Consider the following 26,749-nt stretch of genomic DNA (forward strand, 5'->3'; position numbering starts at 1 on the left):
AGCTTAATTTGCCCTCCAAGTTGCAGGAGAAGCTCGGACGGTCGCTGCCCAGTGATTGGTTAGAGATGAACCCGAAACAGCAAGGTCATGGATCACGATGCCTTTCAGGCCTGTGAGGAAATTGACCCCGTGAAATGTACAGTTGCCGGAAACCACCTCCCAATCGAGCGTCCATGCGCCAGTCGGTATGCCGGTTAGCGCGCCCTTTTGTCCTCCCAATCCGGACAAGTTGAGTGTTGTCCAAGCACCGCCATTCCAGCGATACCGGCTTACGCCAAGGCCACCTAGCCAGAATGCTTCAGCACTCTTGATGGTGTTATGACCGCTATAACTGAAAGAAAATCCGCTGCCTGCGGTCGAACTGGTTGCAGAGCAGCAATCTGGGCTATGTTCCGCTCCCATCCATGTTCCGACGATGTTGGCGGCGCCGTAGGCGGCTACATTGAGTAGCGTCTCATCGACGTTGCCGTTGATGTTAGCTGGCGAGCCAGCGGGGTCGCCAACTCCACACCAGCCTGGCCCGCCGTCGCCTAACTCGGTTTTCCACGCTTGCGCTTGGTTGCGTAGCCACGACCGCATTTCCGTGTAGCTGTCACCGACAAATGCGATGTGCAGGGTGAAGTTGGCAGCATCGAGCATCAACTGATCGCGAATACGCGGAAACTCGCGAATGAATTGTCCACCAATCAAGTGAGATTTCGGATAACCATCTCGGTCGATCAGGCTTGAATTGTGATCTGAGCATGAAGGGGAGGGGTTGTCGAAAGAAAGCACTGCGCCAGTGGCGTCGATCGAAATAATGCGTGTGTCTTCCCAGTATTCATCATTGTAAGATCGAGAAACAAGGCCGCTGCTTGACGAAATATCTACGATTGTCTTTGCAGATGATGGGTCAAAAACGACTGCGATTGAGCCGGATCCGGTAACTGGAGAATTTCCGAATTGCTCTCCATCAGAAAATCGCTGAAAGCTTGCGATATTGCCGTTAATATCTAGACAAATATGTGCAGTATCCTCATAATACCCGCTCAAATCAAACAATGTGTTGAATGCCGACTCTGCCGCCTTCGCCCACTCCATCGCACTAAAAGTCCCCGGCCCACCGGGCTCCAGGCCTTCGCTGTCGGCCCAGTTCCGTGCCGTGGCGATGGAGGTAACAGCAGCATCCTCCACCGCCGCGATCTGTTCGGCGGTTTCCAGCCCGATCGCGGTCAGCGCGGTGTCCCGCGCGATGTCTACCTCGGCCGCCGTGCCCTCGGCCCGGTGGACCAGCGCGGCCATGCGCGCGGTGACGGCGGTTTCCAGCCATTGCGCGGTGTCCTGCCGGATGCGTTCTGCCACCAGCCGCTCCCCCGCAGTGGTGCGGTGCAGCCGGTCGACCATGTACCAGATATTGCCCTCTGGCGGCGGGGCCTGCGTCAGTTCGGGCAGGGCCGCCAGATTGACGATGAAGTCGAACTCCGCCGTTCCATTGGCCAGCGCCGCATCCAGCAGCATGTTCACCGCATGGCCCCGCGCGGGGGTGTAGCTGCCCGCGCCATGGGGCTGGGGCAAATTGAGCACGCCGATCGCCAGCCCCTGGGCGGCGCTGGCGCCGGCCCCGGCAATCACGCCCTGGCGCAAAACGGCGCACAGCTGCTGCAGGGATGCCAAGGCGCCTTCCGCGCTCAGCCCGGCATTCTGGTCCAGCTGGTGATGGATTTCCTGGATATACAGTATCACCCGCTTGCCCGCTGTCAGCGCGGCAATCGCGGCGTCGATCGCGCGGCCGGCAAATTCGGCGCCTTCCAGTTCCGGGGTCTGGATGCCGTGCCGGCTGAAATTGGCCACGGGGATGCGCCAGAACTGTTCCAGCTGGCGCGGGCTCGCCTGGTTGCGCGCGGGGGCCGACTGGCCGCGAAATCCGCCATGGCCCAGGAAGATCGGCAGAAAACCATTGTGCCCGTCACGCAGAAACGCGGTCGCATCCGCCTCCCGCGCGGTCACGGCCTCGATCCCGTCGCCTTCATCCACCAGCAGGCGGATTTCCAGCCGGCTGTCATCATTGATGTAATGCTCCCGGCTCAGGCTGGTGGTGTCACCCGCCGCCTGCCAGCGGCCGCCATTGTCCGGCCCGCTGTCTTCCAGCGTGTTGCCGGTGCAGCGGATCGATCCGGCCTGGCAGGCGAAACCCAGATAGTCGCCCGCCGCATAGCGCAGCGGCGGCTGGCCGATTGCGGCGAACAGCACGGTTTCATGCGCACCCGCCAGCGCGGGGCAGGGCGCGGCGCGCCGCAGCTGGGTCAATTGCTGCCCATCGGCGGGGTTTTCGGTTGCGACCAGTGGCGCAATCGCGCCACCGCTGGTCCCGCCGCGATATTCCAGGCCGATGATCACGCCCGGGCGGGGGCGTGCTGCGGCATAGAGCGTGGTGATGGCCGGTACATCCGCATCGCCGGCAGCGGGCACATCCTGCCGCCCGATGAAGCGGCGGCTGGCAAAGCTGGCGATCTGCGCGCGCAGGCTTTCCACCCCCGGCGCCACATGGCCGCCGCGCACGGCAGTGCCGCCTTCATTGCGCCACAGCACATTGTCGCCATTGCCGTCCGGCACATAGAAGCTGGCGCCCACGCCCACGCTGGCAATGCCCTCGGCGAGGCTGGGGTAAATGCCCTGCGCCAGGCTGCCGGCCGCCGCGCCTTGCGCGATGGCGGCGGCATCCAGCGCCTCCGCCCGGGCGGTTTCGGCCCGCTGCCGCGCGGTGTCGGACAGGCCGGCAAAGCGGGTGGAACGGGCGGCGGCATTCTCCGCGCTGGCCGGATCATTGGCCACGCCCTGGATCAACCCATCCACCAGCGCCAGCGCCTGCCCATCGGCAATCGCGCCGATATCGGGCACTGTGGCACCCGGCTGCCCCTTGGGCGCACGGGCCAGATCGCGCGCCAGCGCCTGATCACGCAGCGCGCCCCGGTCATGCGCTTCGTTCACCGGTTCGGCCAGCCAGCCGGATCCGTTTTCGAAGGCGATATCCTGGGTAAAGGCCGGGGACAGCAGCACATAAAGCCGCAGGCCCGCAACCGGCGCGGTGGCGAACTGCACGCTGCCGCCGGTTGCAAAACCGGTGCCGCCGTTCAGCACAACCGTGTAATCGGCCGCAGCCACATCGGCCCGCTGGCCGGCCGCATCATAGGTGACCACCGCCACCTCCGCCGCGCCCGGCGCCGTGAAGCCGAAAGGAAACTGGGTGGTGGCCCCATTCGTCAGAAAGGGTCCGGAAAAGGCATTATCGGTGCTGACCGCCATGGCATCCCCGCTGGAAAACAGAATGGTTGTGTAAGTCGGCATAGAGAGGCGTTGAATCGCGGCGATGGAGATTGAAGCAGGCGTTGGTCGCAGCGGGGTGGGCAGGGCGCAAACCCCCGCGATCTTCCGCAAGACCGACGGCGAAGGCAGCATGGATACCGGATCAAGTCCGGTATGACGTCAGGGAGAGGCGGACAGTGCTCGCAGCTGAATTGCATGGCCAGTCGCATCGGCCACATCAGCCGAAAACCCCATCATCCACCCCCCACACACCGTCATGCCGGACTTGATCCGGCATCCATCCCTCGGCCTGAGCGGAGCATGAAACTGGGGCTCAGCGTTGCGCCTGAGTGGCCCATCACACCCCACCACCTCACCGCTTCGGCAGGCCTTTCTTCGCGGCGGACCCCTTGTTGATCGTGGCCCGCCCAGCCTGACCAGCACGCCCACCGAACTGCGCCGCATTCGTCAGCACGCTCGATCCCAGATCCAGCACGCCCTTGGCCAATGCGGCTCGCCCGGCGGATCGCTGGGCATTGGCCTCCGCCGCATAATTGGCCGCGCCGATGTCGCGCGTGCGCAGGCGTTCATGGCCCTGGCGATAGATCCGCCCGATATCCTCCCGCCCCAATGCTTCGGTCTCGGCCAGCAGATCGCCGCTGGTGCCCCAGTCCACGCCCACGCCATTGGCCGCTGCCCGTGCCCGCTGCGCGCCTTTCAGCGCGGCGAGCTGGCGATAATGCGCCTGCGCCTGTTCCTGCGAATTGCTGATGTCCTGCCGCGCGGCTTCACGTTCCATATCCGCATTGCGATCGGCAATCCGCGCGGCATAGCGGGCCTGGGCATTGGCCTGCAGCGCGCCCATGGCGGTGCTGACAGCGGTCATCACGGCGCTTACCGGTTCACACATTCTTGCGTCTCCTTCTCTCGGCCATCCCCGCCGTCCAGGTGGAAAGCGTGAAAATCCACCCCGCGCCGCGTCACGCGCGCGTCCTCCACTGCAACGCCCCAGCGGCGCAGCAGGCGGATCGCGCGGCTATTGTCCGCCGCGACCCAATTGCTCAGCCGCCAGCGGCCCTGCGCCCGCCCGCTCCGCCGCAGGCGCTCGATGATCGCCGGCCCCTGCTGCAACAGCGCGCGCGCCTGGCGGTGCAGCGCATCGGTGCCCAGCATCCACGGCACCGCCTCACCCGTCAGCGCGCACCGCACCACCAGCCCGAACATCGCCGCCGGTCGCCCGTCGATCATCACCGTGAAGGCCTGGTCGCTGGCCTGCAGACCCAGCCGCAGCGCCTGCTTCGGGCCGTGCCCCATCGCCGCACATTCGCGCCGGTCGCAGGCTCGCATTCCGCGCGCGATCGCGCCGATATGGCGCCATTCTGCCGGGATGATGGCGGGGTTCATCCCTGCACGATCACATCGCGCGCGACGCCGAGCAAAGTGAAGGGCAGGGGATCGTCCTGCCGGATCAGGCAGGTGATGGCATCGCCGGCCCTGCCCGCGCTCGTCACCACATAATCGCCGGTCATCAGCGCATCGGGCGTGCCCCAGGCCTCGCCGCTGCGAGATTTGAGCGGAAACAGATTGGCTGCATCGATGCCCGCCATCACCGCCCGGCTGTCGCGCAGCGTCAGCACGATGTCGCCGCTCTGCTGCCGCCGGCCGATATTGGTGCCGATCCCGTCCATCGGCGTGCGCAGCGGCAACAGCTCCACCTCGCAAGCATAGGGCAGGCCGAACCGCACCTCGCGCCCCGATGGCACATGCGCCGGCAGTTCCAGCACCCCGCCCGTCACACGCAGCCCGCGCACGGCCACGCCGTCCACCAGCCCGGCCACATCATCGCGCCCTTCCAGATGCCACAATCCGGTGAACCGCGATTGCGGTGTGTCGAACCGGGCGGAGACGGCGCAATCCAGGAAACAGCAATCGCGCACATCGTCCCACCGGTGCGAAGCCATGCGTTCGACAAAGCGCCGCGCGCGCCTGCCTTCAGGCCCGTCCACCATCCGTTCGACGATCAGATACAGCCGATCCTCACCCTCTTCGGTGATGGTGCAGACATTCAGCACCCGCCCGTCGGTTTCGCACAGCGTCCAGCCCCAGACATTCTGTTCCTGTTCCCAGGTGAAGCACAGCAGCTTCCCATCGGATCGCACCGCCCAGATCAGCGATCGCGGTTCCTGCGCATAAGCCCAGGACAGGATCTCCATCCCTTCGAAGAAATGGGGGGAGAAAATCGACACATCGCTCGATCGCAGGCCGTCGATCTCGAAACTGTAATTGATCGTCCGCACCGCGCTGCCGGTGGATGGGGCGTAAAACACCACATTGTCCACCACCAGCGGCGGCAACCGCGTCGATCCCCGGCCGATCTGGCGCCGGGTGGCCGGCGGCGAATTGCCGGTCAGGATCCCGCCCTGGCCATCGCCATCCACGGTGAACACGCTGTCCGATGTCAGCGCCAGCAGGCCAGTGGTGGAAACCAGCTGGTTCACCGAATTGACCCGCCCGGCGATGATCGTGAAAGACAGGCTGTCATCCTCCCGCAAGGGGCGGGACCGGTCCATGTTTTCCAGCTGGCCGGAACGGGACGCATAGACGGCATTGGGCGCATGGCCGCTGCGCGCCCAGACCGATCTTTGTTCGAACAGCGTCACGGTGGACGGGTAATCGCCCGCTGCGGCAAAGGGATCCCACCGCGTCGGCGGCGCCTGGTCCAGCGCCGGGCCGATATTGTCGTCGCGGAAAGTCAGCCCCTGCGTGGTGCCGATATAGCCGAAGAACTGCGAATTTTCAGCCTTGTAGACATGATACCGCGTCGCGCCGGTCACGGCCGGCCAACTGATCGTGTTGTAATTGCGCTTCAGCGTCAGATCATTGGTGGTCGTGGCACTGCCCGATGCGCGGCTTTCTTCCCCCGTGTCGTCATTGATCGCCGTCACGCAATAGCGTGCGGGCTGGGGGAAGTAGTTCTTGTGGTCATTGTCGCCATCGGTGTTGGCCACCATCGATCCGGCGGAACAGCCGGCTGGCGCGGCCAGCGTCGGGCCGAAGACGACATCGCGGAATTGCCATTGCGTATGGCCGGATCGCACCAGCTTGGCCGGGGGATGGTCGATATGCGCCAGATACAGCGTATCGGCGGTCTGTTCGAAATCGATCTCTGCCAGTTCCACGCCATTATATGGCGATCCGGCGCGATAGACGCGGGCGACACCCATCAGCGATCATCCTGCATCAGCGGCCTGCGCCACGCCCCGCCACCCCCGCCACGGATCGGCGGCGCGATGGGTGGGGCAATCGGGATCGGCACCACGGGCGCAACCGCAGCCGGCGGCCCGGCAGCTGCCCGGTTCGTGCCCCCTTCGGCCGTGGTGAAGGCGGGCAGGGCGCTGGTATCGGCATCGATGGTGAAGCTGGCGTTGAGGCCATTGGCATCCGTCACGCCGGTTACCCGCCAGGCCCGCCCGTTCAGCAGATCGCCCAGGCCGCCGGCAATGCCCGACAGATAGACGACATCGCCCGCCGCAAATCCATGGAACGCCGCGCTCACCCGCGCCTGCGCCGCATTGCTGATGTGGGTGATGGCCAGCTCTTCCTCCACCACCCGGCCGCCATGCGCGCAGGGCGCCATATAGCCCTGGCCCATTTCCAGCGCATAGCTCTGGGTCAGGGAAAACTGGAACGGGATCAGCCGGTTGGGCGCGCTGTCGTCCAGCACCTCGGCCACCAGTTCGGTGCCCGGTCGCTTGCTCAGCCCGCCATGCTTCAGGATCACCACATTGCGCGCGCGGCGCACGGCGGCATTCCACGCATCGACATCGAACCGGGCATGCAGCGCCGGGGCCAGCTCGCCCCGGCTGAAATTGGGCTGGGCGGCGCGAAACCGGCTCATGCCGCATCTCCTGCGCCAAGCCGCGCCTGCTCGGCCTGTGAGGGCCAGGCCCGGTCGCTGCGGTTGCGCTTGTTCTCCTCATCTGCCAGCGCCCGCGCGCGTGACACTTCGGCCTGCTGGATCAGCGCCTGGGCCAGCCCGGCATCGCGCGTCAGCGGTCCGGCAATCCGCGCCGCCAGTTCATCGACAAAGGCCCGCGCCAGCAGCGGGGGCAGTTCCCCGGCATCCACGGTGGACCGGGTGTAGTTCAGCCGCACCGGCGCGATATCGCAGTAAATGCGCCCGTTCTCGTACAGATACGCGGCCGGGGATGCATCATCCGCCAGCACGGTAACAGGCGCCGCCATATCGGCCGGTGCGGCATGGGCATGGCGCCATTCGCCAGCCCGGTCATTGGCCACCTCCGCCAGCATCACCTGGGCCCGTCCGATCGGCAGATCGTCGGACCAGTCGGCCATTTCCTGCAGGATGGGACCGGCAAAGCGCAGGCATTCCCGCGCCTCCAGCGTCCCTTCGTTCAGGCTGGCGATCTGCCCCTTCCACACCAGGGAAAGGGCTTGGTTGCAAAGCGTGATGAGTGCGGCCATCCCCCGGGTCTAGCGGATCGGGCAGCAGGTTGAATCGCGCCCTTTCCGTCAAGACGAGGTAGAAGGCGCCCACAGCATCATGATTGCTCAGCGCCGCCGAAACGCCCAGCGCAGCGTGCCGGCCATCGCCCAGGTCGCCGCGCTGTTGGCATGGCGGGTCAGCGGCGCGGGATGCAGCCCATGCAGATCCTGCGCCCAGCGTGGCAGGATGCCGATCGCGGCCTGCATCGTCACTGCCTGCATCGGCGCCATCGCACGGCTCAGCGCCGGCTGGTCCAGCACCATCCGCGCCACCTCGCGCGTCCGCGTTTCGGCGCGCAGGGCGGGGCGGAACCGCCGGATCAGCGCCTCCGCCTCCGCGCGGCTTTCCGGCACCGGGTCGGCCCCCAATGCGCGCGCCACCAGCGCCGCCTGGGCGAAATAGGCGTCCTGATCGCGCCGGCTGATCCCCGGTTCGCCAAAGGCGCGCCAGGCATCCAGGAAACACAATGCCTCGCACACATGCACCCAGGCCAGCAGTTCGGGGTCATTGGCGCTGTAGGGCGTGCCATCGGGCAGGGTGCCACGCACATGGTCATGCACCTGCCGCACGCGGGCGATCGCCGCCTCGGCCTCCGTCTTCTCGGCATAGGTGGTCTTCGCGATGAAGCGCGCCGTCCGCCGCAGCCGGCCCTGCATGTCGTTGCGGAAATGGCTGTGGTCCCACACCCCGGCCAGCGCCGCGGGGTGCAGCATCTGCAGCAGCAGCGCGGCGACCCCGCCCACCATCATCGTCGCCACATCGCCGTGCACGCGCCAGATCACCGATCCTCTGGGATAAAGCGCGTGGTCGGATGGCACCACCGGCACCTCACCCTGCGATGCATCGTTGAACACGCTGCGCACCTGCCCCACGAACCGGGCCCGCAGCCGCTCGCTCAGCCGGGCGCCGGGGGCAAAATGGTTACGCGCTGTCGCCGTCATGTCAGGCACCTCCGGGTTGCAGCGGGGCGGGTGCAAGTTGCATGCCCTGACCGTTGGCCTGAGCCTTGGCTCTGTTGCCGGTGATCACCGCCATGGCGCTGTCGATCTCGGGATAGAGGAAACGGAACCCATGGTCCATCGCCACCCCTGGCAGCACCCGCTGCCCCGACAACAGCAGTTCCTCGGCAAACCCGCCCAGCAGGCGGCGCAGCGGCGCGGCCGGCACCGGGATCAGCGCCGGCCGGTGCAGCGCCTGCCCGATCGCCGCCGTCAGCCCGGCATTGGTCACCGGCTCCGGCGCCGTGCCATTGACCGGGCCCTGCATGTCGGTGCGCGCCAGGCAATGCACGATCATCCGCACCAGATCGTCCCGGTGGATCCAGCTCATCCATTGCCGCCCGTGGCCGAACCGCCCGCCCAGGCCGAATTCGAACGGCGTAAGCATCCGCGCCAGCATCCCGCCGCTGTTGTCCAGCACCAGTCCCGTCCGCAGCAGCACCACCCGCGTGCCATGCGCCCGGGCGCGCTTGGCGGCGCGTTCCCAGCTGACGCAGACCCGGCTGGAAAAACAGGCCGTCCCCTCGTCGCGTTCCTGCAGGCATTCATCGCCGCGCAGGCCATAGATGCCGATCGCCGATCCGCTCACCAGCACCTCCGGCTTGCGCTCCAGCCGCGCGATCAGCCGTACCAGCGCATGGGTCACCGCCAGCCGCGAACGGATGATGCGGATGCGCTTGGCCCGGGTCCAGGGGCTGTCCGAAATCGCCTCGCCGGCCAGATTGACCACCGCATCGATCGGCTCGTCATCGGCAATCGCATCCAGCGTATCGATGATCCGCACCCTTCCATGCAGCGCCAGTGGCGCGGCCTTGTCCTTCGCGCGGGTCAGCACAGTCACCGCATGCCCGGCACCCGCCAGCGCTTCCACCAACCGGCTGCCGACAAAGCCGGTTCCGCCGGTCACCAGCACATGCCGCATGTCGGCATGGCTGGCCACATGCGCGGCATCGGCCAGGGCTTCGGCCAGCGGCGCCGCATCGGCCGGCGCGATCCGCTTGCACCGCGCCGCGGCGGCCAGATCGCGCAGGCCGGACAGGATCACGCCCACGGCTGCGATCAGGCAGAACCAGCTCATCAGCCCGTGCCAGGCCGGGGGCAGGGCGGTCGGCTGCCCCGCCTGTTTCCACAAGGCCGGGATCAGCAGGGCCAGGATCGCACCATAATTGAGCGTCAGCAGCGTATGGATCACCCGCTCGGTCGCCGGCAGCAGGCGCGACCGGTCTTCCTCCACGAAATCCCACAGCGTGATCACCATCTCGCCCGCCACCAGCACGATCAGCGCCCAGGCCCACAAGCCCTGCGGCGTGGTCCAGCCCAGCGCCATGAACAGCAGCGCATAGGCCAGATTGCGCACCCCATGCAGGCGCAGCTCCGCCGCCTGCCCGGGCCGCCAGGCCAGCCGCTGCGTCCCCTCATGGTGATACAGCGTGTCGAACCCGCCCATCATCATCTGGGCGAACACCAGCAACCACAGCACATCAGTCATGGCACATCTCCGTTTCGGGCAGTTGGTTCTCAGGCAGGTGGGGGAGGGCAGCATCGCGGAAGCGCGCGACCTGGCGGATCAGCACCCCCAGCAGCGGATGCCGCAGCGTGAGGGCAAAGCTGAAATCGCCATCGCCCAGATCGCGATGGTCGATCACCAGCGTACCGGGCGCCAGCCAGCGTGGCAGCCGCAGCCGCCAGCCCAGCTTGCGCGTGCCGACACGCCAGAAATAATGGTCGCTGCTGAAGCGGATCCCCGATGCCCGCGCCTGAACGCGCAGCGCAATGCCGAAGCCGGCTCCCAGATATTCCTCCAGCCCGGTCGGCCCGGCGAACCGCTTGACGCTCCGGATCACCTGCGGACGTCCTGCAGCGCGCGCATAGCTGCGCGTCCACACCTGCCCGCCCGATGCGGCATCCTCGCTCACCTTCACCACCGCCGCCATTCCGCCTCCGCGCCCAAGCGGCAGCGGCGCACCGATCAACCGCACCGCCTGCGCCAGCACCCAGCCGGCGCCGCGCATGGCGCAGAAAGTCACCACTCCGGGGTAATCGACCGACTGCCCGGGCTGAAACCGATGGGCAAACCGCGCCTGCACCACTGCCGGCAAGCGCGCCCAGCCCTCGGCGCCCAGCAAGGTACGAAATCGTAAATCGGCCAGCGGTGTATCTGCCAGTGCAGGGTGGGCAGGGCGGTCGGCGGGCGGGGCAGCTATCGGGTTGATCATGGTGTATGTCTCTTCCGATATTTCTGTATTGAGAGAAATTGATGGGCAAAAGGGGGGCTCAGTCCGCCCCTCGATCCTTGCTCCCGGCCGATGCAGCGGATTTGTCGCCCTTGCCGCCCATGAAGCGCAGCAACCCCACGACCTTGCTGCCCATGCGGATCAGCGTCATCAGCTGGGCCGGCGGCACGTTCAGCATCTGCTGGTACCAGCTGTCCACGGTGTTGGCGAAATCATGCATCGCATGCAGCCGTTGCCGCACCACCGGGCTGATGCGCGGATCATCCACACCCTGCATGGCATCGCGGATCGCGCCGACCATCGGATCGATCTCCCGCTCCTTGCGGCCCTGGGCCACCTTGCGAGTCATCTGCCACAGATCGCTCTCCGCCTCATAATGATCGCGCCGATCGCCCAGCACCGGCACCCGCCGCACCAGCTTCCACGCCAGCAATTCGCGCAGGCTGTTGGAAACATTGGACCGGGCGATGCCCAGCTTCTCGGAAATATCCTCCGCCGTCAGCGGCCGTTCGGACAGGAACAGCAAGGCCTGGATTTGCGCCACGGAACGGTTCACGCCCCATTGCCCGCCCATATCGCCCCAGCTCAGGATGAACTGCTCGACAGCGGCGGGAAGCTTGCCCGACTCATCGACTGTGGTGTTTGTAATTTCTGTCATGACAGAAATATCTGATTATCAGGATGCAAAGTCAAGCGCAGCGTCGCTGTCATTCCGGTATCTTTTGCAACTTGTACGGTGCGGGCAGTTGCGCTAATGCGCGCGCCGGCCAATCACGGCCATCCTGGAATCGAAAGGAGGATATCATGCGCTCGAACATCGTCAGCCAGCATCATGATCTTCTTATCTCGATTTTTCAGGATGATATTGCATGGGCAATTCCCCTGCAGGTGAGCACGCTCACCTGATCCCTGCTGCGGGCCGGCACGCTGCCGCCTCCGCACATATTCTTCTTCATTGCTGCTTCGCTCTGGCGCGCCAGGCCTCTTGCCCCTCTGTTTCGGGGGAGGCTGTTCATGCGCGCTGACATGTTCAAGGTCATTGTCGAACGCCCTCGCTGGGGCGCCAGCCATGCTGCCTCTCCCAAATTGAAAGGGCACAGAACTCCTGAAAACCAACACATCGGATTGAAACGCCACGCCCGGATCGCGGCGCCCTACACCAAATCGCTGAACGAAAATCTCCGTCCACTGGTGCGCTTCCTGCGTAGCCGGCGCGGGCAGAAATGGGATGATGTTTTCAGCGAAATCTGCGCCGGGCTGGATACGGGCAGCACGGTCAAGATGCATGTCCGTCTGCATGTGGACGATTTCGTGTTCTCCCGCATCGCTGTCGGTCGCGATGGCGAATGGATGTGGCAGGGGCGGGTTATTCGTTTCCATCCTGCCATGCGGGATTGTTTCTTTGTCGATCCGGCCGATGGATTGCTGAAGGATTGTCGCGAACTGCAACATCGCCTGCCACCGATCAATCGCACACCCGTACGGAAAGGGGGCAAGTGATGGAACGGTCAGACATCAAACTGATCGCCCGCGATCCAGCCCAGTTCGATCCGCAGGCAGTGGATCAACTGCGATCTTCCGCCCGGCTGGCAGGCATCCGGCATGTCGTGGGCCTGCCCGATCTCCACGCCGGCCATGGCATTGCCGTGGGGGCGGCCTTCTGGTCGCCCGATCACATCCACCCGCCGCTGGTTGGCAGTGACATCGGCTGCGGCATGGCACTGTGGCAGATGGATGGCGCGCTGCGCAAATTCCGCCTGGCCCATGCGGAACGGCGGCTGCGGGATCTGGATGGGCCGTGGGATGGCGATCAGGCGGCGGCGCTGGTGCGCGCTGATCTTCCGGCAAGCATGGCCGATCCTTCGCTCGGTACCATTGGCGGCGGCAATCATTTCGTCGAACTGCAGCGGGTGGAAGACATCGCCGATCCCGCGCGCTTTGCCGAACTGGATCTGGATGCCGATCGCCTGTGGATGATGGTCCATTCCGGGTCGCGTGGTCTCGGCCATGCGGCGCTGCAGGGGCATATCTCGCGCAACGGCAATGTCGGCCTTCCGGCGGACAGCACATCCGGCCAGGCCTATCTGCAGGATCATGACCGGGCCATGGCCTGGGCCGTGCTCAACCGGCAGATCATCGCAGATCGCTTTGCGGAAAAACTGGCCATGGGCGGACGCCGCATCCTCGACATCTGCCACAATTCCGTCACCCCGCATGCTGTGGCGGGGCAGGCCGGTTGGCTCCATCGCAAGGGGGCGGCACCGGCCGATCGCGGCTTGGTGGCCATACCGGGATCGCGCGGGGATTTCAGTTTCCTGGTTGAACCGGTGGCCGCCGCAGGTGACCGGGCACTCCACTCGCTGGCCCATGGCGCGGGCCGGCGGTGGAGCCGCAGCGATGCCCACGCCCGGCTCTCCCGCCGGTTCCGGGCGGCGGAACTCGAACGCACACCGCTCGGCAGTCGGGTGATCTGTGAAGATCGCCGGCTGATCTTTGAAGAGGCACCACAGGCCTACAAGGATATCACCGGTGTGATCGCCGATCTTCAGCATGTCGGGCTTATCCGGGTGATCGCCCGGTTGCGCCCGCTGCTCAGCTACAAGGTCCGCAGCCAATGACCGAGATCGTCCTGCATCTCACCTCCGGCTCCGGGCCGGAAGAATGCCGCTGGGTCGTGGCCAGATTGGCAGAGGCCTTCGCGGCGGAGGCTTTGGTGGCCGGTCTCACCTGCAGTCTGCTCGACAGTCCCGATGGCCTGCCGTCGTCGCTGTTGCTGCAGCTTTCCGGTACGGGGGCGGATGGTTTTGCCGCCGCACGGATCGGCACCATGCTGTGGGTGGGTACCAGCCCGTTTCGCCCGCATCATCGGCGGCGCAACTGGTTTGCCGGGGTCAGCCTGGCGCCACAGCCTGACGACATGCCCGAACTGCGCGATGCAGATATCGAATGGCAGGCCATGCGTGCCAGCGGGCCGGGCGGTCAGCATGTCAACAAGACGGACAGCGCTATCCGCGCCACCCACCGCCCTACCGGACTGGTGGCCACGGCGCAGGATCAGAGATCGCAACAGGCCAACCGCCGGCTGGCCCGGCTGCGGCTGGCGATCATGCTCTCGGAACGCGCAGAACGGGCCCGCGCCGGCAACAGCCAATCGCGCTGGGTGGCGAACCAGCAACTCGAACGCGGCAATGCCCGGCGCATCTACACCGGCCCGCGTTTTGTCCTGAAAACCGGTTGATCTGGTGGGCTTTGTGGCCCTGCCTCCCTCTCGGGGGCAGGGCCGCATTCGCTAGCGGCTCAAACCACCTCCGCCAGCCATTGTGAAAACACCGCCATGGCCGGGCTCACCGGTCGTGACGACAATCGCGTCAGCCAATATCCGCCGCGATCGACCGTGATGTCGAACGGCGCCACCAATTGCCCTGCGGCCTGCTCCCGGTCGAACAGCGGTACAGGCAGCAGCGCCACCCCCAGGCCGCGCATCGCCGCCAGCGCCATCAGATGCGATGCATCGAACACCGGGCCCTGCGCCGTCGCACCCTTTATTCCGGCCGCATCGAACCAGGCGGGCCAGTCCCGCGCGCGATAGGATCGCAGCAGCGGCAGCCGCGCCAGATCGGCCGGGGTGCGGATGCCGTCGGCCAGGGCGGGACTGCACATCGGGGCCATCGGCGCGCGCATCAGCGGCTGGGCATGGACCCCGTGCCACGCCCCGTCACCGAACCGGATGGCCAGATCCAGGCTCTCGGTCCACAGATCGACGGCATTGTTGTTGGTCAGCAGGCGCACATCCACCCCGGGGTGCAGCGCCTGGAACTCGGGCAGGCGCGGCAGCAATATGCTCAGTGCGAAGGTGCCCACCGCGCCCAGCGTCAGCACCTCGCGCGCGCCTTCGCCGCTCACCACCGTCAGCGCATCACCCATTCGCGCCAGGGCATCACCCACCACCGGCGCCAGCAGCGCGCCCTCATCGCTCAGCACCAATCCGCGCGTGGTGCGGCGGAACAGGGCCTTGCCGATATGCGCCTCCAGCGTCTTGACCTGCTGGCTCACCGCCGCCTGCGTCACGCACAATTCATCGGCGGCGCGGGTAAAATTCAGATGCCGTGCCGAAGCTTCGAACGCGCGCAGCGTGTTGAGCGACAGGGATCGGATATCCATTGTTGTCCTTAGAATATCTGGGGGCGAACCCTGAAAACCATGATTTGCCGCCAGTGCCGGCAGACGCCAGAAAAGCCCGGCAATCACGGCGCTGGCAAGGGGTAAACATGTTCGACAGGCGATCTTTACTGGCAGGCGCAGTGGCGGCACTGGCCATGGGCTGCACCCAAGGGGAAGGCGCTGCCCCTGACAAAACTGATGATCGGGCGCCGTTCGATTCCACCGGTGCGGTTGATGCGCTCGCCGAACTGGAACGGCAGGCCGATGGCCGGCTGGGTGCGTTCATTGTCGATCCCGCGCGCGGGCAGGGGTTCGGCTGGCGCGAAGATGAACGCTTTTCCATGTGCAGCACCTTCAAGCTGTCGCTTGCCGCCATGGTGCTGGCCATGGCCGACCATGGTGAACTGGATCCCTTGCACACGCTGTACTGGTCCAAATCCGATCTCGTGCCTCACAGCCCGGCAACCGAACCGGCGCTGGCAGACGGGATGACGGCGCTCGATCTCGCCCGCGCGACGCTGGTCCTGAGTGACAACACCGCCGCCAATGTGCTGCTGCGCGAATATGGCGGCCCGGCAGCGATGACCCGCTTCTGGCGCGCCATGGGTGATGATGTCAGTCGGCTGGACCGGTTTGAAACCGAACTCAACGATACTCCGCCCAATACCGATTACGACACCAGCACGCCGGCCGCCATGGCCCGCACCGTGTCGCGCCTGCTGCTGGGCGCTGTGCTGTCACCCACCGCGCGGGCCACGCTGCGGCAATGGATGATGGCCATCGAAACCGGCCTCGACCGCATTCGCGCCGGCTTCCCCGCGGGCTGGATCGCGGGGGACAAGACCGGCACCGGCTTCGGTGCCACCCGCCACACCTATGGCGATCTCGCCTTTGGTGGGCCGTCCGGCGCCACCCCGCTGATCATCGCCGCCTGGTTCGAACCATCCGCCCGCATCGAACCGCGCGATCCCGGCGCCATCGCCACGCTGGCCCGCGTCGGCCAGATCGCCGCCGCCACCCGCGGCACGCCACCCCAGGCGCTGTTGATCCGGCACAATTCGCTCTTCTGAAACGGCCGGCAGAAATGCCCGCCAATCGACGTTGCGCCAATCGACTTTACAAGACGCGGCAATCGGCAAACAAGCGCATCGTCATCGCCGTCTATCCCACTTTGCCGCAGGTTCCGATGTTCGACAGCATGCCGGTTTTTGCTTTGCCGCTGGTGGTTTTGCTGGCCTATGCGGGCTGGCGTATGGGCGCCGGCCGGGTTCAGTCCTGGCGGGATTTTTTGGGCAGTTTCGCCCATGCTGCTGCGGGCATCGGCTTCGCGTTGCGAAGCGAACGCAATATGCGCGTACACCTGCTGGTCGCGGGGCTGGTGCTGATTGCCGGCCTTTGGCTGCAGATTGATCTGACCGGGTTTCGCTGGCTCGTTCTGGCCATGGCTCTGGTGATGATCGCTGAATTGCTCAACACCGGGATCGAGCAGGCCTGCAATGCGATCACGCGGGAAAAACGTCCCGAAATCCGCGCTGCCAAGGATGTGGCCGCCGGGGCGGTGCTGATCGCCTCGATCGCGGCGGCATTGATCGGGGGCAGTGTTCTGGGTCCGCCACTATGGCAAAATCTGGCGCCTATGCTGTTTGAGACCTGGGCACCGCTCTGACCCATCGCCACGGGGTCGGTGGGGCGAGCTTTCACTGTTCACTCCTGTTTCTTTCGCAACGATTGCCGCAGCAGGGTCTTGGACCGTGATGTGGCTCGGCAAAAACACGACTGCCAGCATACTCCTGCCATCCCGGCGTTTTTACAGCGAGTACCTGAAGGGTTCGAGCACTGCCCAATAGACAGCCATCATCACCAAAGGGCTGACCCCGGCCAACACGGCAAAGTCCTGCCGTCGCCAATCGCGCCACAAGGGATGGATCGAACCTGCAACCCCGATCATCAGTCCGGCTGTGCCGACAACGAACCAGCCAAATGCGGTAAAGACCACACCGATCACGACCGGCAAAACCAGATCCAGTGGGTGCATGATGAAGACCGTCAGAACTGACAGGATCACCGCGCAGATCAAGCTATAAGCAATCGCCCGAAAGGCGTATTGCATGCGGCTGCGGTCGGCCCTGTGCGGCCGCACGATGCCCAGCGCAATGGCCAAGCCATAGGCTGGCAGAATCAGGGCGGCTGGGGCGGCGACCAGGATGGCGATCCATTTCGAGAGATTGCCGGTTGCAACCCATTGGGCCGGGGAATTGATCAAGACGAAGATTTCCACGCCGGCCGCGCCTGCCAGCGCGAGCAGCAACAATTCCCGCCAGTGCCAGTTGTCGGCCCAGTTGCGGGCCCAATCCATGGTCGAATGCGATCCTGAATCAGTATCGTCTGGTGCCCTTGGCCGTTTGATCAACCGCCGCATTGATGCTCCGGCCGCCAGCATGATGGACGTCCCACCCAAACACAGCAGGAGTATTTCCGCAGGTTTGCGTATGTCCGCAATGTCGGCGCTTTGGCCAATTGCAAATGCAGCCAGCGCAACCCCCGTTGCCAGCAAGATGCTGGCGATCAGGGCAGACCGTCGCCGCGTCCAGCCCGGGATGAACGGGCGGCAAGACCCGATCAGGGTCGCCAGCAGGGCCACCATGTACCAGATGCTCAGGCTCAAGATTACATTCGGCATGCCCGCTACCCCGCTCCATCCCCGGCCCAGAGTGCCATCACTCTGCCAACGGCACAATCAACCGGTCCACGGCATCACTCCATTCACCTGACCCGGCCTTGCGGTCGCCGCCGCAGATGGGCTTAAGCGCGGGCTCCGGTCGCCGCCCGGCCGGCTGCACAGGGGCCAGAATGAACCATTACGAGATATTGGGTGTCGATCGCGCAGCAGACGCGGATGTCATCGATGCGGCCTATGGCGTGATGATCCGCCGCTGCCACCCCGATGAATTCGGCGGTTCGAATGAGGATGCCGAAGATTACGCAGCCCGGCTCGAAGATGCCTATGCGGTGCTGGGCGATCCCGACCGCCGCCGGGCCTATGATGCGGCGCTCCAACCCGCCGCACCCGCTTCGGCCCCCGTATCCAGCCCTCCCGTCCCCGTTTCCGCGCCGTCCCCTTCGGACGAAAATGTGCGCGGCTTGCGGCGTGGCGGCATTCTGGCGCTGGCTGGGGTGACCGTACTCTCCCTCTGCGGTGCGGCCTTCTACATGAAACAGCAGGCGGTACCGGTCGCGGCCGCTTCCATCGCGCCACCCATTGGCGATCCGGCACCAGTTGCCCCGCAACCATCCCCCGCGCTTGCGGCAGAAACCACCACGCCTGCCCCCTGTCGTGGGGTGGATTGCCGCATCCTCACCCCTTCCGGCTGGGCCGGGATCGAGGCCGGCGCCACGGTCGAAGCCGCCATGCAGGCATCCGACCTGATCATCCGGGACAATGGCCAATATACCGATGTGGATGACGGGATCTGCCTCGGCTTCGAAGTGGTCGGCGGCCCGCCCAGCATCGTCATGCTGGTGGAAGAGGGCAAGATCTCCACGGTGGAGGCTTACAGCGGCAACGGAGCGCCGGTCTTCACCACCGATCGCGGGGTCAGCCTGGGTGATCCGGAATCGGCGGTGCACGCCGCCTACACCAATCTGAAGGAAGAGCCGGACATCTACTCCGACGCGCCCGACAAGAAGCTCATTCATTATGAACGCGGCGGCCAGCGCGGGATCAAGTTCTCGATCCAGGGTGGCGAGGTCACCGGCATTTCTGTGGGCACGCGCAGCATCGAATACACCGAAGGCTGCCTGTAACCCGCTGATGCTGGCGAACGGGTGGAACCCGCCTGTGGTCCACGCGTTTCCGCGCCATTCACCGCCCTGATCCGTCTGCTCACCGCGCGCTTTCGTTCGGCAGGATTGTCGGATGGATGTTTGGCGGTAATCGAGACAGGCGCCCGCCCGGGCGGTTCAGGAAGGGATCCGTGACCATGTTCTCCGCCATTGTCCGCACCGCTGCGGTTGCCGCCGTCGCGCTGGTTGCGCCGCTGTCCATGCCAGCGAGCGCCGTCACTCCAGTGTCTGGCCCGACCCCGGAAGAAGGTTATGACTGGGCCCTGCGCATCGATGATGAAGAACGCACGCGCCCGGCAATCCTGGCCTATGAAATGGCCAATACGGATGATCAGCCGATCAGCTTTTCCTGTGAAGAGGGCGGGGCGCGGATCTTCGCCGGCATCACGGGCGGGCCGGTGACCCTGCGCGAAATTACCCTCGCGTCCGGCGATCAGACCTTGCGCCTGACCGGCAGCACCGAAGCGACCGAACTGGACGACATGCCCTATTTCTCCAGCCAGGAGATTCCCGGCGATGCGCCGCTGATCAAGGCCTTTGCCACCAATGGCTGGCTGCGGCTGAGCGGCACCGGCGATACGCGCGACATGGTGGCGACCCCGGTGGGCGCCCGCGCGATCGCCAGTTTCATCGAACATTGCAACCGGCCCTATTCGCCGCCGGCCTGATCGCTGTGGCAATCCTTCATCCTGCATTCCCGCCGAAAGGTTCCGCATGAAATCCCACCTTGCCGCCTGCTGTTCGCTGATCCTGCTCGCCACCACCGCCTGCGGCTCCTCCGCTGACGACACGGCGGCCGATGCCGATATGGTGGCGGCAGAAGAAAGCCCGATCGCGGCAACGGACCCCGCTCCCATTGCCGAACCGACGGCAGAGCCCACCACAGCCCCGCCGTCCCCGCGCGCGGGTTACGATTGGGCCCTGCGCATCGACGAAAGCGACCGCACCCGCCCGGCCATCCTGGCCTATGAACGCAGCGGCACCGACGATCAGCCGCTCAATTTCTCCTGCGAGGAAGGCGGCGCGCGCATTTTCGCCGGCATCACCGGCGGTGCGCCGGATCTGTCCGCCATCACCGTCGCTTCGGGCGAACAGGCGCTGCGGCTGGTGGGCGTAACCCGGCAGACCGAAATGGCCGATATGCCCCGCTTCACCTCGCGCGAAATTCCCGGCGATTCCCCCTTCCTCGCCAGCTTCGCCACCAACGGCTGGCTCCGCCTCACCGCCGCCGGCCCCACCACCGACATGGCCGCCACCCCGGCCGGCACCCGCGCCATCGCCAGCTTCATCGAACACTGCAACCGCCCCTATTCCCCCACAGAATAAACAAAAAATCCTCCCCCAGCTCGCTGGGGGGAGGGGAAACGGCCGGAACAGGTGGTGGAGAGGCCGCGCGCAGCGCGGAATGCCTGCTGGAACCTGAATGATTTTCGTGCCGTTCTGTTCTATCGGCAACGAATGGACCGGTATCACCGCAACCCGGATAGAACCCTGCTCATCCTCGATCTGGATGAAACGCTGATCCATGCCTGCGAACAACCGCTGGATCGCACCGCTGATTTCGAAATCTACGGATACCATGTCTATCGTCGGCCGGGTCTCGATGAATTCCTCAGCCACGTGCTGACCCATTTCGATGTCGCGGTATGGTCGTCGGCTTCCGACCTCTATGTTCAGGCAGTGGTGGACAGGATTTTTCCTGATCCGGCCAGGCTTCAGTTCGTCTGGGGGCGCAGCCGCGCTACCTTGCGTCGGGCCTACACCGACAGCGGCGGCTATATGATCGACGCCTGGGATCACATGCATTATCTCAAACCGCTCCGGAAGGTGCGCCGGATCGGCTGGTCGTTGCAGCGTATGCTGATCGTGGATGACACACCGGCAAAATGCGCGCGCAACTATGGCAACGCCATTTATCCGCGCCCGTTTGAAGGTGATCCCGCCGACCAGGAACTGGCATTGCTCGCGTCCTATCTGACGACCCTCAAAGATACCGCCGATGTTCGAAAGATAGAAAAGCGCAACTGGCGCGGCCAGCCGAGCGGGGAATAGCTTCGCTTGCAGGCCAAGCGTCACAAACCGATCCAAATATTGCCAAATGGCACTCATTCTCCTACATGCTGCCATATTGGAGGATTAGTCATGCCCGCATTGCAACCCGTGGACTTCACCCCGCAAGGTTTCACCGCCCAGCCGGTGACGCAGGATGAAGGCGCGGCGATGTTTCGCGCAGCGATCAATCTGTTCGGCAAATGGGCCATCACCGATGATCAGGCGGCCGTGCTGCTGGATATGCCTTTGCGCAGCTTCCGCCGCTGGAAGGCGGAAGGGCCCGGCCGGCTCTCGCGCGATGCGCGGGCGCGGCTGTCCAATCTGATGGGTATCCACAAATCCCTGCGGCTGATCTTCACCGAACCGCAGCGCGCCTATGGCTGGGTCCGCGCCCCCAGCCGTGATTTCGCCGGCGCCAGTGCGCTCGATATCATGCTGGGCGGGGAACTGACTGATCTGATGCGCGTGCGCCGCTATCTCGATGCCGAACGCGGTGCCTGGTAATGGTCGATCCGGCGCCAGAACCGGGCACAACCGCCATCCACTGGCCCGGCGCCGTCCGCATCATCCGCAGCGCCTTCCCCCCGATCGATCTGTTTGAAGATATCGCCGATCCTGCCGACTGGCCGCTGCTGCTGTCGGGCGAACAGAAGAGCAATCCGCGCCTGATGGCCGGCGTCGGCAATCTCGATCTGGTGCCGCCCGCGCGCCGCGTCGGCGGACCCGGCGCGTCCTGGCTGATGGCGCCGTTCACCCATGCCAGCCCGGATCGGCCCAGCCGCTTCTCGGACGGGCACTATGGCGTGCTCTATGCGGCGCGCGCCTTCGAAACCGCGCTGTTCGAAACCATCCACCACCACGCCCGCTTCATGGCCGCCACGCATGAAGCGCCCGGCTGGACCTCCCAGTTCCGCGAACTGGTGCTGACGGTAAAGGCAGACTGCACCGATCTGCTGGGGCGCGGGCCGGGCGATCCGCTGCTCCACCCGGATGATTACACCCCGGCCCAGGATCTCGCCCGTCGCCTCCGCCGCGACGGATCGGACGGCATCGCCTATCCCAGCGTGCGCCACGAAGGCGGCCAATGCGTCGGCCTGTTCTATCCCGATGGCGCATCGGGCCCGATCCAGGCCCGCCATCTCGATTATCACTGGAACGGCACCACGGTCGATCTGGTCCGCACGGCTGGCGGCAGTGGCGGAGAAGACCGCATGTTTCGGGTGGTGGAAACGGGGTAGGGTGCCTGCCGACCGCCAGCCTTGCGTCTATATTCTGGCCAGCGGATACTATGGCACGCTGTATATTGGCGTAACATCCGATCTGCTCGTGCGCCTGTGGCAACATCGTGAGGGCGTGATCGAAGGCTTCACCACGCGTTACGGCGTGCACAGATTGGTCTATTTCGAAATTCTCGATGACATGGACAATGCGATCAAGCGTGAGAAGCAGTTGAAGAACTGGCGCCGTAACTGGAAGATCGCGCTGATCAACGAAGCAAACCAGCAGTGGCGATCTGGCCATCGGGCTCGGTTTTGAACCAAAGCCTTCCCGCAAATAGCCACCCTATCACCCGTCATGCCGGACCCCGATCCGGCATCCATGCCGCCCCCGCCGCCGTCCTGCCGCTGGAAGCACCACCCCACGCCACGCGCCCAGCCTGACGCCCAACAATCCGCCTCCACCACGGCCCTGACCTGCGAAATGGATGCCGGATCGGGGTCCGGCATGACGAACCCGAGAGGGCGGTGCCCGCCACCATCACCGCACCACCAGCCCCAGTTCGCGCAGCAATTGCCCGGCCTGATCGCGCGAAATCGTCGCGCCGCGAAACGCGCTCGCATCGGCCAGCCGCACCCCGCCCAGATCGGCGCCGCGCAGATCGGCACCGTCGAACCGTGCCCCGTCCAGCAGGGCGTTGCGCAGGCTGCATTGTTCCAACACCGCATCGCGGAAATCGCACTGGCGCAGATCGGCCTGGGCAAAATCCACCCGCTTCAGCACCGCCTTGCGGAATGACCAGCCGGGCAGGCGGGCATTCACCAGCAGCACCTCTTCCATCGCGCAATCGATCGCCTGCACCTCGGCCAGATCGGCGCCGGTCAGCTTGCATCCGCTCAGCTCAGCGCCCTGCAGTATCGCCCCGCGGAAGCTGCCATTGTTGAAATCGCTGCCCACCATCTGCGCATCGGTCAGGTCGCTGCCAATGAAGCGGGTGAAGGCACCCCGGCAGGATTGCCAGCTGGTGCCCTCCAGCTGCGCCCCGCTGAAATCGGCATGGCGCAGGTAACATTGCCGGAACACCCAGCCGGACAGATCCATCCGCCCCAGATCCACCTCTTCCAGATCGCATCCGATCAGCGTGCGGGGTATTCCGGTCAGGGCTTCGATATCGGTGCGGGTCAGGGTCTGCGACTGCAGCGGTGAATCAGCGAACAAATCATCCATCGGCGTCCGATAGCGGCTCAATGCCCGCCCGGCATCTGCCCTTCGCCGATTTTGTCGTGGCGGCCGAACCGTTCGACCATGGATGCGCTGGCTTCGTTCAGCCCGGCCACTTCCACCCTGGCCCCGGCCCGCCGGAACCGCAGCACCACCTTGTCCAGCGTGCCCACGGCCGAAATGTCCCAGAAATGCGCCTGCGACACATCGATCACCACCAGCTCCACCGGTTCGGCATAATCGAACGCCCCGGCAAATTGTTCGGCAGAGGCAAAGAAGATCTGTCCGCCGATCGCATAGTCGCGCCGCCTGCCATCATCCGACAGTTGCGATGTCACCGCGAACAGCCGCCGCACCTTGCCGGCGAAGAACAGGCCGGACAGCACCACGCCGGTCAGCACGCCGCGCGCCAGATCATGGGTCCACACCGTCACCACCACCGTCGCCAGCATTACCAGCGATGATTGCCAGGGGTGGTGGCGGATATCGGTGATCGATCGCCAGCTGAAGGTGCCGATCGATACCATGATCATCACCGCCACCAGCGCCGCCATCGGGATGATCGCCACCACCGGGCCCAGCGCCAGCAGCAGGAACAGCAGGAACACGCCCGCCACCAGCGTGGACAGCCGCGTGCGTCCGCCCGATTTCACATTGATCACCGACTGGCCGATCATGGCGCAGCCGCCCATGCCGCCCAGAAATCCGGTCACCAGGCTGGCGATGCCCTGTCCCTTCATCTCCTGCCGCTTGTCCGATGGGGTATCGGTCAGATCGTCGACGATCTGCGCCGTCATCATCGATTCCAGCAGCCCCACGGCGGCCATGGTCAGGGAATAGGGCAGGATGATGCGCAGCGTTTCCATGGTCAGCGGCACATCGGGGATCAGGAAATGCGGCGGCGCATCGGGCAGGGCGCCCATGTCGCTGACCGTGCGCACATCCAGCCCCAGCATCACCACAATCACCGTCAGCACGCCGATCGCCACCAGCGGCGCGGGCACCGCGCGGGTCAGCAGCGGAAACAGATAGATGATCGCCAGCCCGCCGGCGACCAGCACATACGTCGCCACCGGCACCCCGATCAGCTCGGGCAATTGCGCCATGAAGATCAGGATCGCCAATGCATTGACGAAACCGGTCACCACTGATCGGGAAACATAGTCCATCAGCATGTCCAGCCGCAGGAAGCCGGCCAGGATCTGGATCAGCCCCATCAGCACTGTGGCGGCAAACAGATATTCCAGCCCGTGATCGCGCACCAGCGGGCCCACCAGCACCGCCACGGCGGCGGTCGCGGCGGAAATCATCCCCGGGCGCCCGCCGGCAAAGGCGATGATCACCGCGATGGAAAAGGATGCATAGAGCCCGACCCGTGGATCGACCCCGGCAATCAGGGAAAAACCGATCGCCTCGGGGATCAGGGCCAGGGCAACCAGCACCCCGGCCAGAATGTCGCGGCGCAACTGGACGGCATTGACGAACCATTGGGTCCGTTGACGGAAAGGATTGGGGATCATGATGATACTGACAAACGCGATGTCGCACGCATCCTCCGGCGCTTCCCTGGGGGAACGGGCGGGGCAGGGCAGTGACGATATCGGGTTGCCCGGCGGATCGGCGGCCGGGATAGCCACCCGGAATTGCACCGGGTCCATGCGAATGCCGCGCCCTCTAACCGCTTTGTCGCATAAGGCAAGTCCCCGGGCGCTTGCGGTATCTTACTGTGGTTAACGGGAACCGCCCCCTCCGGCGCCGTGTTTGGCCTGTATCGGCCGTGTCAAAACGGCCCCCCACGTCGCAAGCACAGGCCCGGATACTCACCATGCAGCATGCCATCACCCAATTGTTCGCCCGCTACGAAAGCCTGGTGAATGATGCGCTGGATGATCATGCCGACATGGCCGCGATCCGCGATCTCTATGCCGATGCTTTCATCGCCGCCGCCCCGGCCGGGGTCAGCACGGGGGCGAAGGATGGCTGTCGCGACGGGCCGACGCTGGAACAGTCGATGGCCGAAGGCTTCGCTCATTATTGCGCCATCGGCACGAAATCGATGACCGTGCAGAACTTGCGCATCACCCCGATCGACGATCTCCACGCGCTGGCCCATGTCGACTGGCGCGCCAGCTATGATGTGCGCGGCGCGCACAAGGACGTGGATTTCACCAATGCCTATCTGGTTCGCATCACCGACGGGCAGGCGCAGGTGTTCGGCTGGATCACCGGCGATGAAGATGCCGAACTGCGCCGCCACGGCATCATCGACTGACAATCCGGTCTGCCCGCCCGCTCTCATTCTGTCAGGGCAGGGCAAACATCTGCTTAGACGATCTGGCGCTTAAACGATCTGGCGCTCACACAATCTGGCCAGGCGGCGTTCCCGGCTGATCGGCCTCGATCGTTTCACCCACCGGTTGTGCCTCTGCCGGGGGCCGCTCCGCCGCCTCGCCCAGCACCCGCTCGGTCACCATCAGTCCGCCCATCACCAGCAGCAACAGCGCCAGTCCGATCGCCAGCACGCTGAAATGCAACCGTCCCCAGCGCCCGCCATAGGGGCGCACCACGCCCACCAGCGCGGCAATCAGCAACAGGGCCAGGGCGATATTCAGAAACAGGATCGGCATGGCATCACTCTATCGCCCGTGCGCCGGACGACAAGATCAATCGAACCCCGATCAATCCTGAACCCGGTCCATCCTGACCCTGATCAATCCGGGCCATAAATGTCGAACTCCATATGCAGTCCGCGCTCGCCCATCATGGTCACGGTATCGGCATGGATTCCGATCCCCTGATTGTAACTGCCCAGGAACATCCCGGCAAAGATCCGCCCCGCATACAATCCGGAAAGCCGGCGCCACACCTCCAGATCGGCGGACAGCGGCTCCAGCAGCAGGCGGATCTGCCCGTCCAGATCAGCCGGCTGGCGGTGATCTGCCCAGATCCGCCACGAACCGGTCTCCGCCTTCTTTTCCGCGCCGAGTGAGGTGTACCAGTATTCGCCCTTGGCCACGGCGACAGAGGGGGATCGGCCCAGCAGCCGGGTGATCTCTCCGGGGTCGAGATGATCGCCCTGAAAACCCAGCGATGCCGCCGATTTGCGCAGATGACTCACGGCTGCACCGGGCAGCCATGGCTATGACAAAGATGATGATAATTCAGGCGAATATATTCCATGCCCTTGTGTAACCATCAGCAGCGATGGCACGCAATGCCCCAGATGCGGCGCA

28 protein-coding genes, 1 pseudogene and 1 other annotated feature are annotated in these 26,749 nt (G+C 65.1%); of the genes and pseudogenes, 13 read left to right on the forward strand and 16 right to left on the reverse strand.

Annotation, left to right across the window (positions count from 1 at the left end; genetic code table 11):
- Positions 1–3: 3 nt before the first annotated feature.
- From GRI97_RS10570 to GRI97_RS10615, 10 genes are all read right to left on the reverse strand, one after another.
- Complete coding sequence (locus GRI97_RS10570; RefSeq protein WP_161391155.1) at positions 4–3,324, reverse strand: hypothetical protein; 3,321 nt, start codon at positions 3,322–3,324, stop codon at positions 4–6.
- Between the two features lie 331 nt (positions 3,325–3,655).
- A complete protein-coding gene (locus GRI97_RS10575; RefSeq protein WP_202392704.1) occupies positions 3,656–4,192 on the reverse strand; it encodes a hypothetical protein in 537 nt (178 codons plus the stop codon).
- On the reverse strand, positions 4,177–4,686 hold the full coding sequence (locus GRI97_RS10580; RefSeq protein WP_202392705.1) for a hypothetical protein: 510 nt from the start codon (positions 4,684–4,686) through the stop codon (positions 4,177–4,179). Before GRI97_RS10580 ends, GRI97_RS10575 begins: the two co-directional genes overlap by 16 nt.
- Positions 4,683–6,506, reverse strand: coding sequence for a hypothetical protein (locus GRI97_RS10585; RefSeq protein ID WP_161391156.1), 1,824 nt, complete (start codon positions 6,504–6,506; stop codon positions 4,683–4,685). The genes GRI97_RS10580 and GRI97_RS10585 overlap by 4 nt, the downstream gene beginning before the upstream one ends.
- Positions 6,506–7,180: a hypothetical protein gene (locus GRI97_RS10590; RefSeq protein WP_161391157.1), complete on the reverse strand. Its 675-nt coding sequence runs from the start codon at positions 7,178–7,180 to the stop codon at positions 6,506–6,508. Before GRI97_RS10590 ends, GRI97_RS10585 begins: the two co-directional genes overlap by 1 nt.
- The gene (locus tag GRI97_RS10595; RefSeq protein WP_161391158.1) at positions 7,177–7,767 is read right to left on the reverse strand and encodes a hypothetical protein; all 591 of its coding nucleotides are present in this window, start codon (positions 7,765–7,767) and stop codon (positions 7,177–7,179) included. Before GRI97_RS10595 ends, GRI97_RS10590 begins: the two co-directional genes overlap by 4 nt.
- Positions 7,768–7,854: 87 nt before the next feature.
- The gene (locus tag GRI97_RS10600) at positions 7,855–8,730 is read right to left on the reverse strand and encodes an oxygenase MpaB family protein (protein ID WP_161391159.1); all 876 of its coding nucleotides are present in this window, start codon (positions 8,728–8,730) and stop codon (positions 7,855–7,857) included.
- A 1-nt stretch (position 8,731) separates the two neighbouring features.
- The gene (locus GRI97_RS10605) at positions 8,732–10,276 is read right to left on the reverse strand and encodes a TIGR01777 family oxidoreductase (protein WP_161391160.1); all 1,545 of its coding nucleotides are present in this window, start codon (positions 10,274–10,276) and stop codon (positions 8,732–8,734) included.
- A complete protein-coding gene (locus GRI97_RS10610; RefSeq protein ID WP_161391161.1) occupies positions 10,269–11,003 on the reverse strand; it encodes a DUF4166 domain-containing protein in 735 nt (244 codons plus the stop codon). The genes GRI97_RS10605 and GRI97_RS10610 overlap by 8 nt, the downstream gene beginning before the upstream one ends.
- 58 nt (positions 11,004–11,061) lie before the next feature.
- Entirely contained in the window at positions 11,062–11,679 is a 618-nt protein-coding gene (locus GRI97_RS10615) for a GbsR/MarR family transcriptional regulator (RefSeq protein WP_161391162.1), read from the reverse strand.
- Between the two features lie 467 nt (positions 11,680–12,146).
- Between GRI97_RS10615 and GRI97_RS10620 the strand changes: the two genes are divergently transcribed.
- The 3 genes from GRI97_RS10620 to prfH are packed head-to-tail and all read left to right on the forward strand — an operon-like array spanning position 12,147 to position 14,259.
- Positions 12,147–12,521 carry a hypothetical protein gene (locus GRI97_RS10620; RefSeq protein ID WP_202392706.1) on the forward strand — a complete coding sequence of 125 codons (375 nt, stop codon included), beginning with the start codon at positions 12,147–12,149 and terminating at the stop codon, positions 12,519–12,521.
- The gene (locus GRI97_RS10625) at positions 12,521–13,639 is read left to right on the forward strand and encodes an RNA ligase RtcB family protein (RefSeq protein WP_161391164.1); all 1,119 of its coding nucleotides are present in this window, start codon (positions 12,521–12,523) and stop codon (positions 13,637–13,639) included. Before GRI97_RS10620 ends, GRI97_RS10625 begins: the two co-directional genes overlap by 1 nt.
- The gene (gene prfH, locus GRI97_RS10630) at positions 13,636–14,259 is read left to right on the forward strand and encodes a peptide chain release factor H (RefSeq protein WP_161391165.1); all 624 of its coding nucleotides are present in this window, start codon (positions 13,636–13,638) and stop codon (positions 14,257–14,259) included. The genes GRI97_RS10625 and prfH overlap by 4 nt, the downstream gene beginning before the upstream one ends.
- A gap of 59 nt (positions 14,260–14,318) precedes the next feature.
- Here the strand turns inward: prfH and GRI97_RS10635 are convergent, their stop codons facing one another.
- A complete protein-coding gene (locus tag GRI97_RS10635) occupies positions 14,319–15,182 on the reverse strand; it encodes a LysR family transcriptional regulator (RefSeq protein WP_161391166.1) in 864 nt (287 codons plus the stop codon).
- Between the two features lie 107 nt (positions 15,183–15,289).
- Here GRI97_RS10635 and bla point away from each other — a divergent pair, with 107 nt between their 5' ends.
- Positions 15,290–16,252 (forward strand): class A beta-lactamase, encoded by a 963-nt coding sequence (gene bla / locus GRI97_RS10640; protein ID WP_161391167.1) that lies wholly within the window; start codon positions 15,290–15,292, stop codon positions 16,250–16,252.
- 116 nt (positions 16,253–16,368) lie between these two features.
- A complete protein-coding gene (locus GRI97_RS10645) occupies positions 16,369–16,848 on the forward strand; it encodes a diacylglycerol kinase family protein (RefSeq protein ID WP_202392707.1) in 480 nt (159 codons plus the stop codon).
- 141 nt (positions 16,849–16,989) lie between these two features.
- On the opposite strand, the gene GRI97_RS10650 is transcribed toward GRI97_RS10645, so the two are convergent.
- Positions 16,990–17,826 (reverse strand): hypothetical protein, encoded by an 837-nt coding sequence (locus tag GRI97_RS10650; RefSeq protein ID WP_161391168.1) that lies wholly within the window; start codon positions 17,824–17,826, stop codon positions 16,990–16,992.
- Between the two features lie 206 nt (positions 17,827–18,032).
- Here GRI97_RS10650 and GRI97_RS10655 point away from each other — a divergent pair, with 206 nt between their 5' ends.
- The 7 genes and pseudogenes from GRI97_RS10655 to GRI97_RS10685 all read left to right on the forward strand — a co-directional run bounded on the left by GRI97_RS10655 (position 18,033) and on the right by GRI97_RS10685 (position 22,635).
- A complete protein-coding gene (locus GRI97_RS10655; protein WP_161391169.1) occupies positions 18,033–18,986 on the forward strand; it encodes a J domain-containing protein in 954 nt (317 codons plus the stop codon).
- Positions 18,987–19,156: 170 nt separating this feature from the next.
- Positions 19,157–19,693: a hypothetical protein gene (locus tag GRI97_RS10660; RefSeq protein ID WP_161391170.1), complete on the forward strand. Its 537-nt coding sequence runs from the start codon at positions 19,157–19,159 to the stop codon at positions 19,691–19,693.
- Positions 19,694–19,739: 46 nt separating this feature from the next.
- A complete protein-coding gene (locus tag GRI97_RS10665; protein WP_161391171.1) occupies positions 19,740–20,351 on the forward strand; it encodes a hypothetical protein in 612 nt (203 codons plus the stop codon).
- Between the two features lie 132 nt (positions 20,352–20,483).
- Complete coding sequence (locus GRI97_RS10670) at positions 20,484–21,077, forward strand: NIF family HAD-type phosphatase (protein WP_161391172.1); 594 nt, start codon at positions 20,484–20,486, stop codon at positions 21,075–21,077.
- A gap of 90 nt (positions 21,078–21,167) precedes the next feature.
- Positions 21,168–21,581 carry an MbcA/ParS/Xre antitoxin family protein gene (locus GRI97_RS10675; RefSeq protein WP_161391173.1) on the forward strand — a complete coding sequence of 138 codons (414 nt, stop codon included), beginning with the start codon at positions 21,168–21,170 and terminating at the stop codon, positions 21,579–21,581.
- A complete protein-coding gene (locus tag GRI97_RS10680) occupies positions 21,581–22,315 on the forward strand; it encodes an RES family NAD+ phosphorylase (RefSeq protein ID WP_161391174.1) in 735 nt (244 codons plus the stop codon). The genes GRI97_RS10675 and GRI97_RS10680 overlap by 1 nt, the downstream gene beginning before the upstream one ends.
- Position 22,316: 1 nt before the next feature.
- Positions 22,317–22,635 (forward strand): annotated as a pseudogene (locus tag GRI97_RS10685) (GIY-YIG nuclease family protein).
- Positions 22,636–22,835: 200 nt separating this feature from the next.
- Here GRI97_RS10685 and GRI97_RS10690 read toward each other — a convergent pair.
- Both GRI97_RS10690 and GRI97_RS10695 read right to left on the reverse strand, forming a co-directional pair.
- Entirely contained in the window at positions 22,836–23,522 is a 687-nt protein-coding gene (locus GRI97_RS10690) for a pentapeptide repeat-containing protein (RefSeq protein WP_161391175.1), read from the reverse strand.
- A 17-nt stretch (positions 23,523–23,539) separates the two neighbouring features.
- Complete coding sequence (locus GRI97_RS10695; protein WP_235917761.1) at positions 23,540–25,036, reverse strand: SulP family inorganic anion transporter; 1,497 nt, start codon at positions 25,034–25,036, stop codon at positions 23,540–23,542.
- An 83-nt stretch (positions 25,037–25,119) separates the two neighbouring features.
- Positions 25,120–25,175: a sequence feature (sul1 is cis-regulatory element that is thought to sense ions involved in sulfur or methionine metabolism; They are found in Alphaproteobacteria), on the reverse strand.
- A gap of 166 nt (positions 25,176–25,341) precedes the next feature.
- On the opposite strand from GRI97_RS10695, the gene GRI97_RS10700 reads away from it, so the two are divergent.
- Positions 25,342–25,788, forward strand: coding sequence for a DUF4440 domain-containing protein (locus GRI97_RS10700; protein WP_161391177.1), 447 nt, complete (start codon positions 25,342–25,344; stop codon positions 25,786–25,788).
- 85 nt (positions 25,789–25,873) lie between these two features.
- Here the strand turns inward: GRI97_RS10700 and GRI97_RS10705 are convergent, their stop codons facing one another.
- Together GRI97_RS10705 and GRI97_RS10710 are read right to left on the reverse strand one after the other, a co-directional pair.
- Entirely contained in the window at positions 25,874–26,143 is a 270-nt protein-coding gene (locus GRI97_RS10705) for a hypothetical protein (protein ID WP_161391178.1), read from the reverse strand.
- 83 nt (positions 26,144–26,226) lie between these two features.
- Entirely contained in the window at positions 26,227–26,634 is a 408-nt protein-coding gene (locus tag GRI97_RS10710) for a DUF4279 domain-containing protein (protein WP_202392708.1), read from the reverse strand.
- Between the last annotated feature and the right edge of the window lie 115 nt (positions 26,635–26,749).

The sequence above is a fragment of the Croceibacterium xixiisoli genome (genome assembly GCF_009827305.1).
In the GTDB taxonomy this organism is placed as follows: Bacteria; Pseudomonadota; Alphaproteobacteria; order Sphingomonadales; family Sphingomonadaceae; genus Croceibacterium_C; species Croceibacterium_C xixiisoli.

Bases quoted from the DNA above. Each gene is read 5' to 3' on its own strand.
- prfH (WP_161391165.1), top strand. From the start codon at position 13,636: ATGACCGAGATCGTCCTGCATCTCACCTCCGGCTCCGGGCCGGAAGAA.
- GRI97_RS10595 (WP_161391158.1), bottom strand. From the start codon at position 7,767: ATGGCCGCACTCATCACGCTTTGCAACCAAGCCCTTTCCCTGGTGTGG.
- GRI97_RS10650 (WP_161391168.1), bottom strand. From the start codon at position 17,826: ATGGTGGCCCTGCTGGCGACCCTGATCGGGTCTTGCCGCCCGTTCATC.
- GRI97_RS10580 (WP_202392705.1), bottom strand. From the start codon at position 4,686: ATGAACCCCGCCATCATCCCGGCAGAATGGCGCCATATCGGCGCGATC.
- GRI97_RS10680 (WP_161391174.1), top strand. From the start codon at position 21,581: ATGGTCGATCCGGCGCCAGAACCGGGCACAACCGCCATCCACTGGCCC.
- GRI97_RS10600 (WP_161391159.1), bottom strand. From the start codon at position 8,730: ATGACGGCGACAGCGCGTAACCATTTTGCCCCCGGCGCCCGGCTGAGC.
- GRI97_RS10645 (WP_202392707.1), top strand. From the start codon at position 16,369: ATGTTCGACAGCATGCCGGTTTTTGCTTTGCCGCTGGTGGTTTTGCTG.
- GRI97_RS10700 (WP_161391177.1), top strand. From the start codon at position 25,342: ATGCAGCATGCCATCACCCAATTGTTCGCCCGCTACGAAAGCCTGGTG.
- GRI97_RS10695 (WP_235917761.1), bottom strand. From the start codon at position 25,036: ATGATCCCCAATCCTTTCCGTCAACGGACCCAATGGTTCGTCAATGCC.
- GRI97_RS10570 (WP_161391155.1), bottom strand. From the start codon at position 3,324: ATGCCGACTTACACAACCATTCTGTTTTCCAGCGGGGATGCCATGGCG.
- GRI97_RS10690 (WP_161391175.1), bottom strand. From the start codon at position 23,522: ATGGATGATTTGTTCGCTGATTCACCGCTGCAGTCGCAGACCCTGACC.
- GRI97_RS10610 (WP_161391161.1), bottom strand. From the start codon at position 11,003: ATGATCAACCCGATAGCTGCCCCGCCCGCCGACCGCCCTGCCCACCCT.
- GRI97_RS10590 (WP_161391157.1), bottom strand. From the start codon at position 7,180: ATGAGCCGGTTTCGCGCCGCCCAGCCCAATTTCAGCCGGGGCGAGCTG.
- bla (WP_161391167.1), top strand. From the start codon at position 15,290: ATGTTCGACAGGCGATCTTTACTGGCAGGCGCAGTGGCGGCACTGGCC.
- GRI97_RS10585 (WP_161391156.1), bottom strand. From the start codon at position 6,506: ATGGGTGTCGCCCGCGTCTATCGCGCCGGATCGCCATATAATGGCGTG.
- GRI97_RS10615 (WP_161391162.1), bottom strand. From the start codon at position 11,679: ATGACAGAAATTACAAACACCACAGTCGATGAGTCGGGCAAGCTTCCC.
- GRI97_RS10665 (WP_161391171.1), top strand. From the start codon at position 19,740: ATGAAATCCCACCTTGCCGCCTGCTGTTCGCTGATCCTGCTCGCCACC.
- GRI97_RS10675 (WP_161391173.1), top strand. From the start codon at position 21,168: ATGCCCGCATTGCAACCCGTGGACTTCACCCCGCAAGGTTTCACCGCC.
- GRI97_RS10670 (WP_161391172.1), top strand. From the start codon at position 20,484: ATGGACCGGTATCACCGCAACCCGGATAGAACCCTGCTCATCCTCGAT.
- GRI97_RS10605 (WP_161391160.1), bottom strand. From the start codon at position 10,276: ATGACTGATGTGCTGTGGTTGCTGGTGTTCGCCCAGATGATGATGGGC.
- GRI97_RS10625 (WP_161391164.1), top strand. From the start codon at position 12,521: ATGGAACGGTCAGACATCAAACTGATCGCCCGCGATCCAGCCCAGTTC.
- GRI97_RS10635 (WP_161391166.1), bottom strand. From the start codon at position 15,182: ATGGATATCCGATCCCTGTCGCTCAACACGCTGCGCGCGTTCGAAGCT.
- GRI97_RS10655 (WP_161391169.1), top strand. From the start codon at position 18,033: ATGAACCATTACGAGATATTGGGTGTCGATCGCGCAGCAGACGCGGAT.
- GRI97_RS10705 (WP_161391178.1), bottom strand. From the start codon at position 26,143: ATGCCGATCCTGTTTCTGAATATCGCCCTGGCCCTGTTGCTGATTGCC.
- GRI97_RS10575 (WP_202392704.1), bottom strand. From the start codon at position 4,192: ATGTGTGAACCGGTAAGCGCCGTGATGACCGCTGTCAGCACCGCCATG.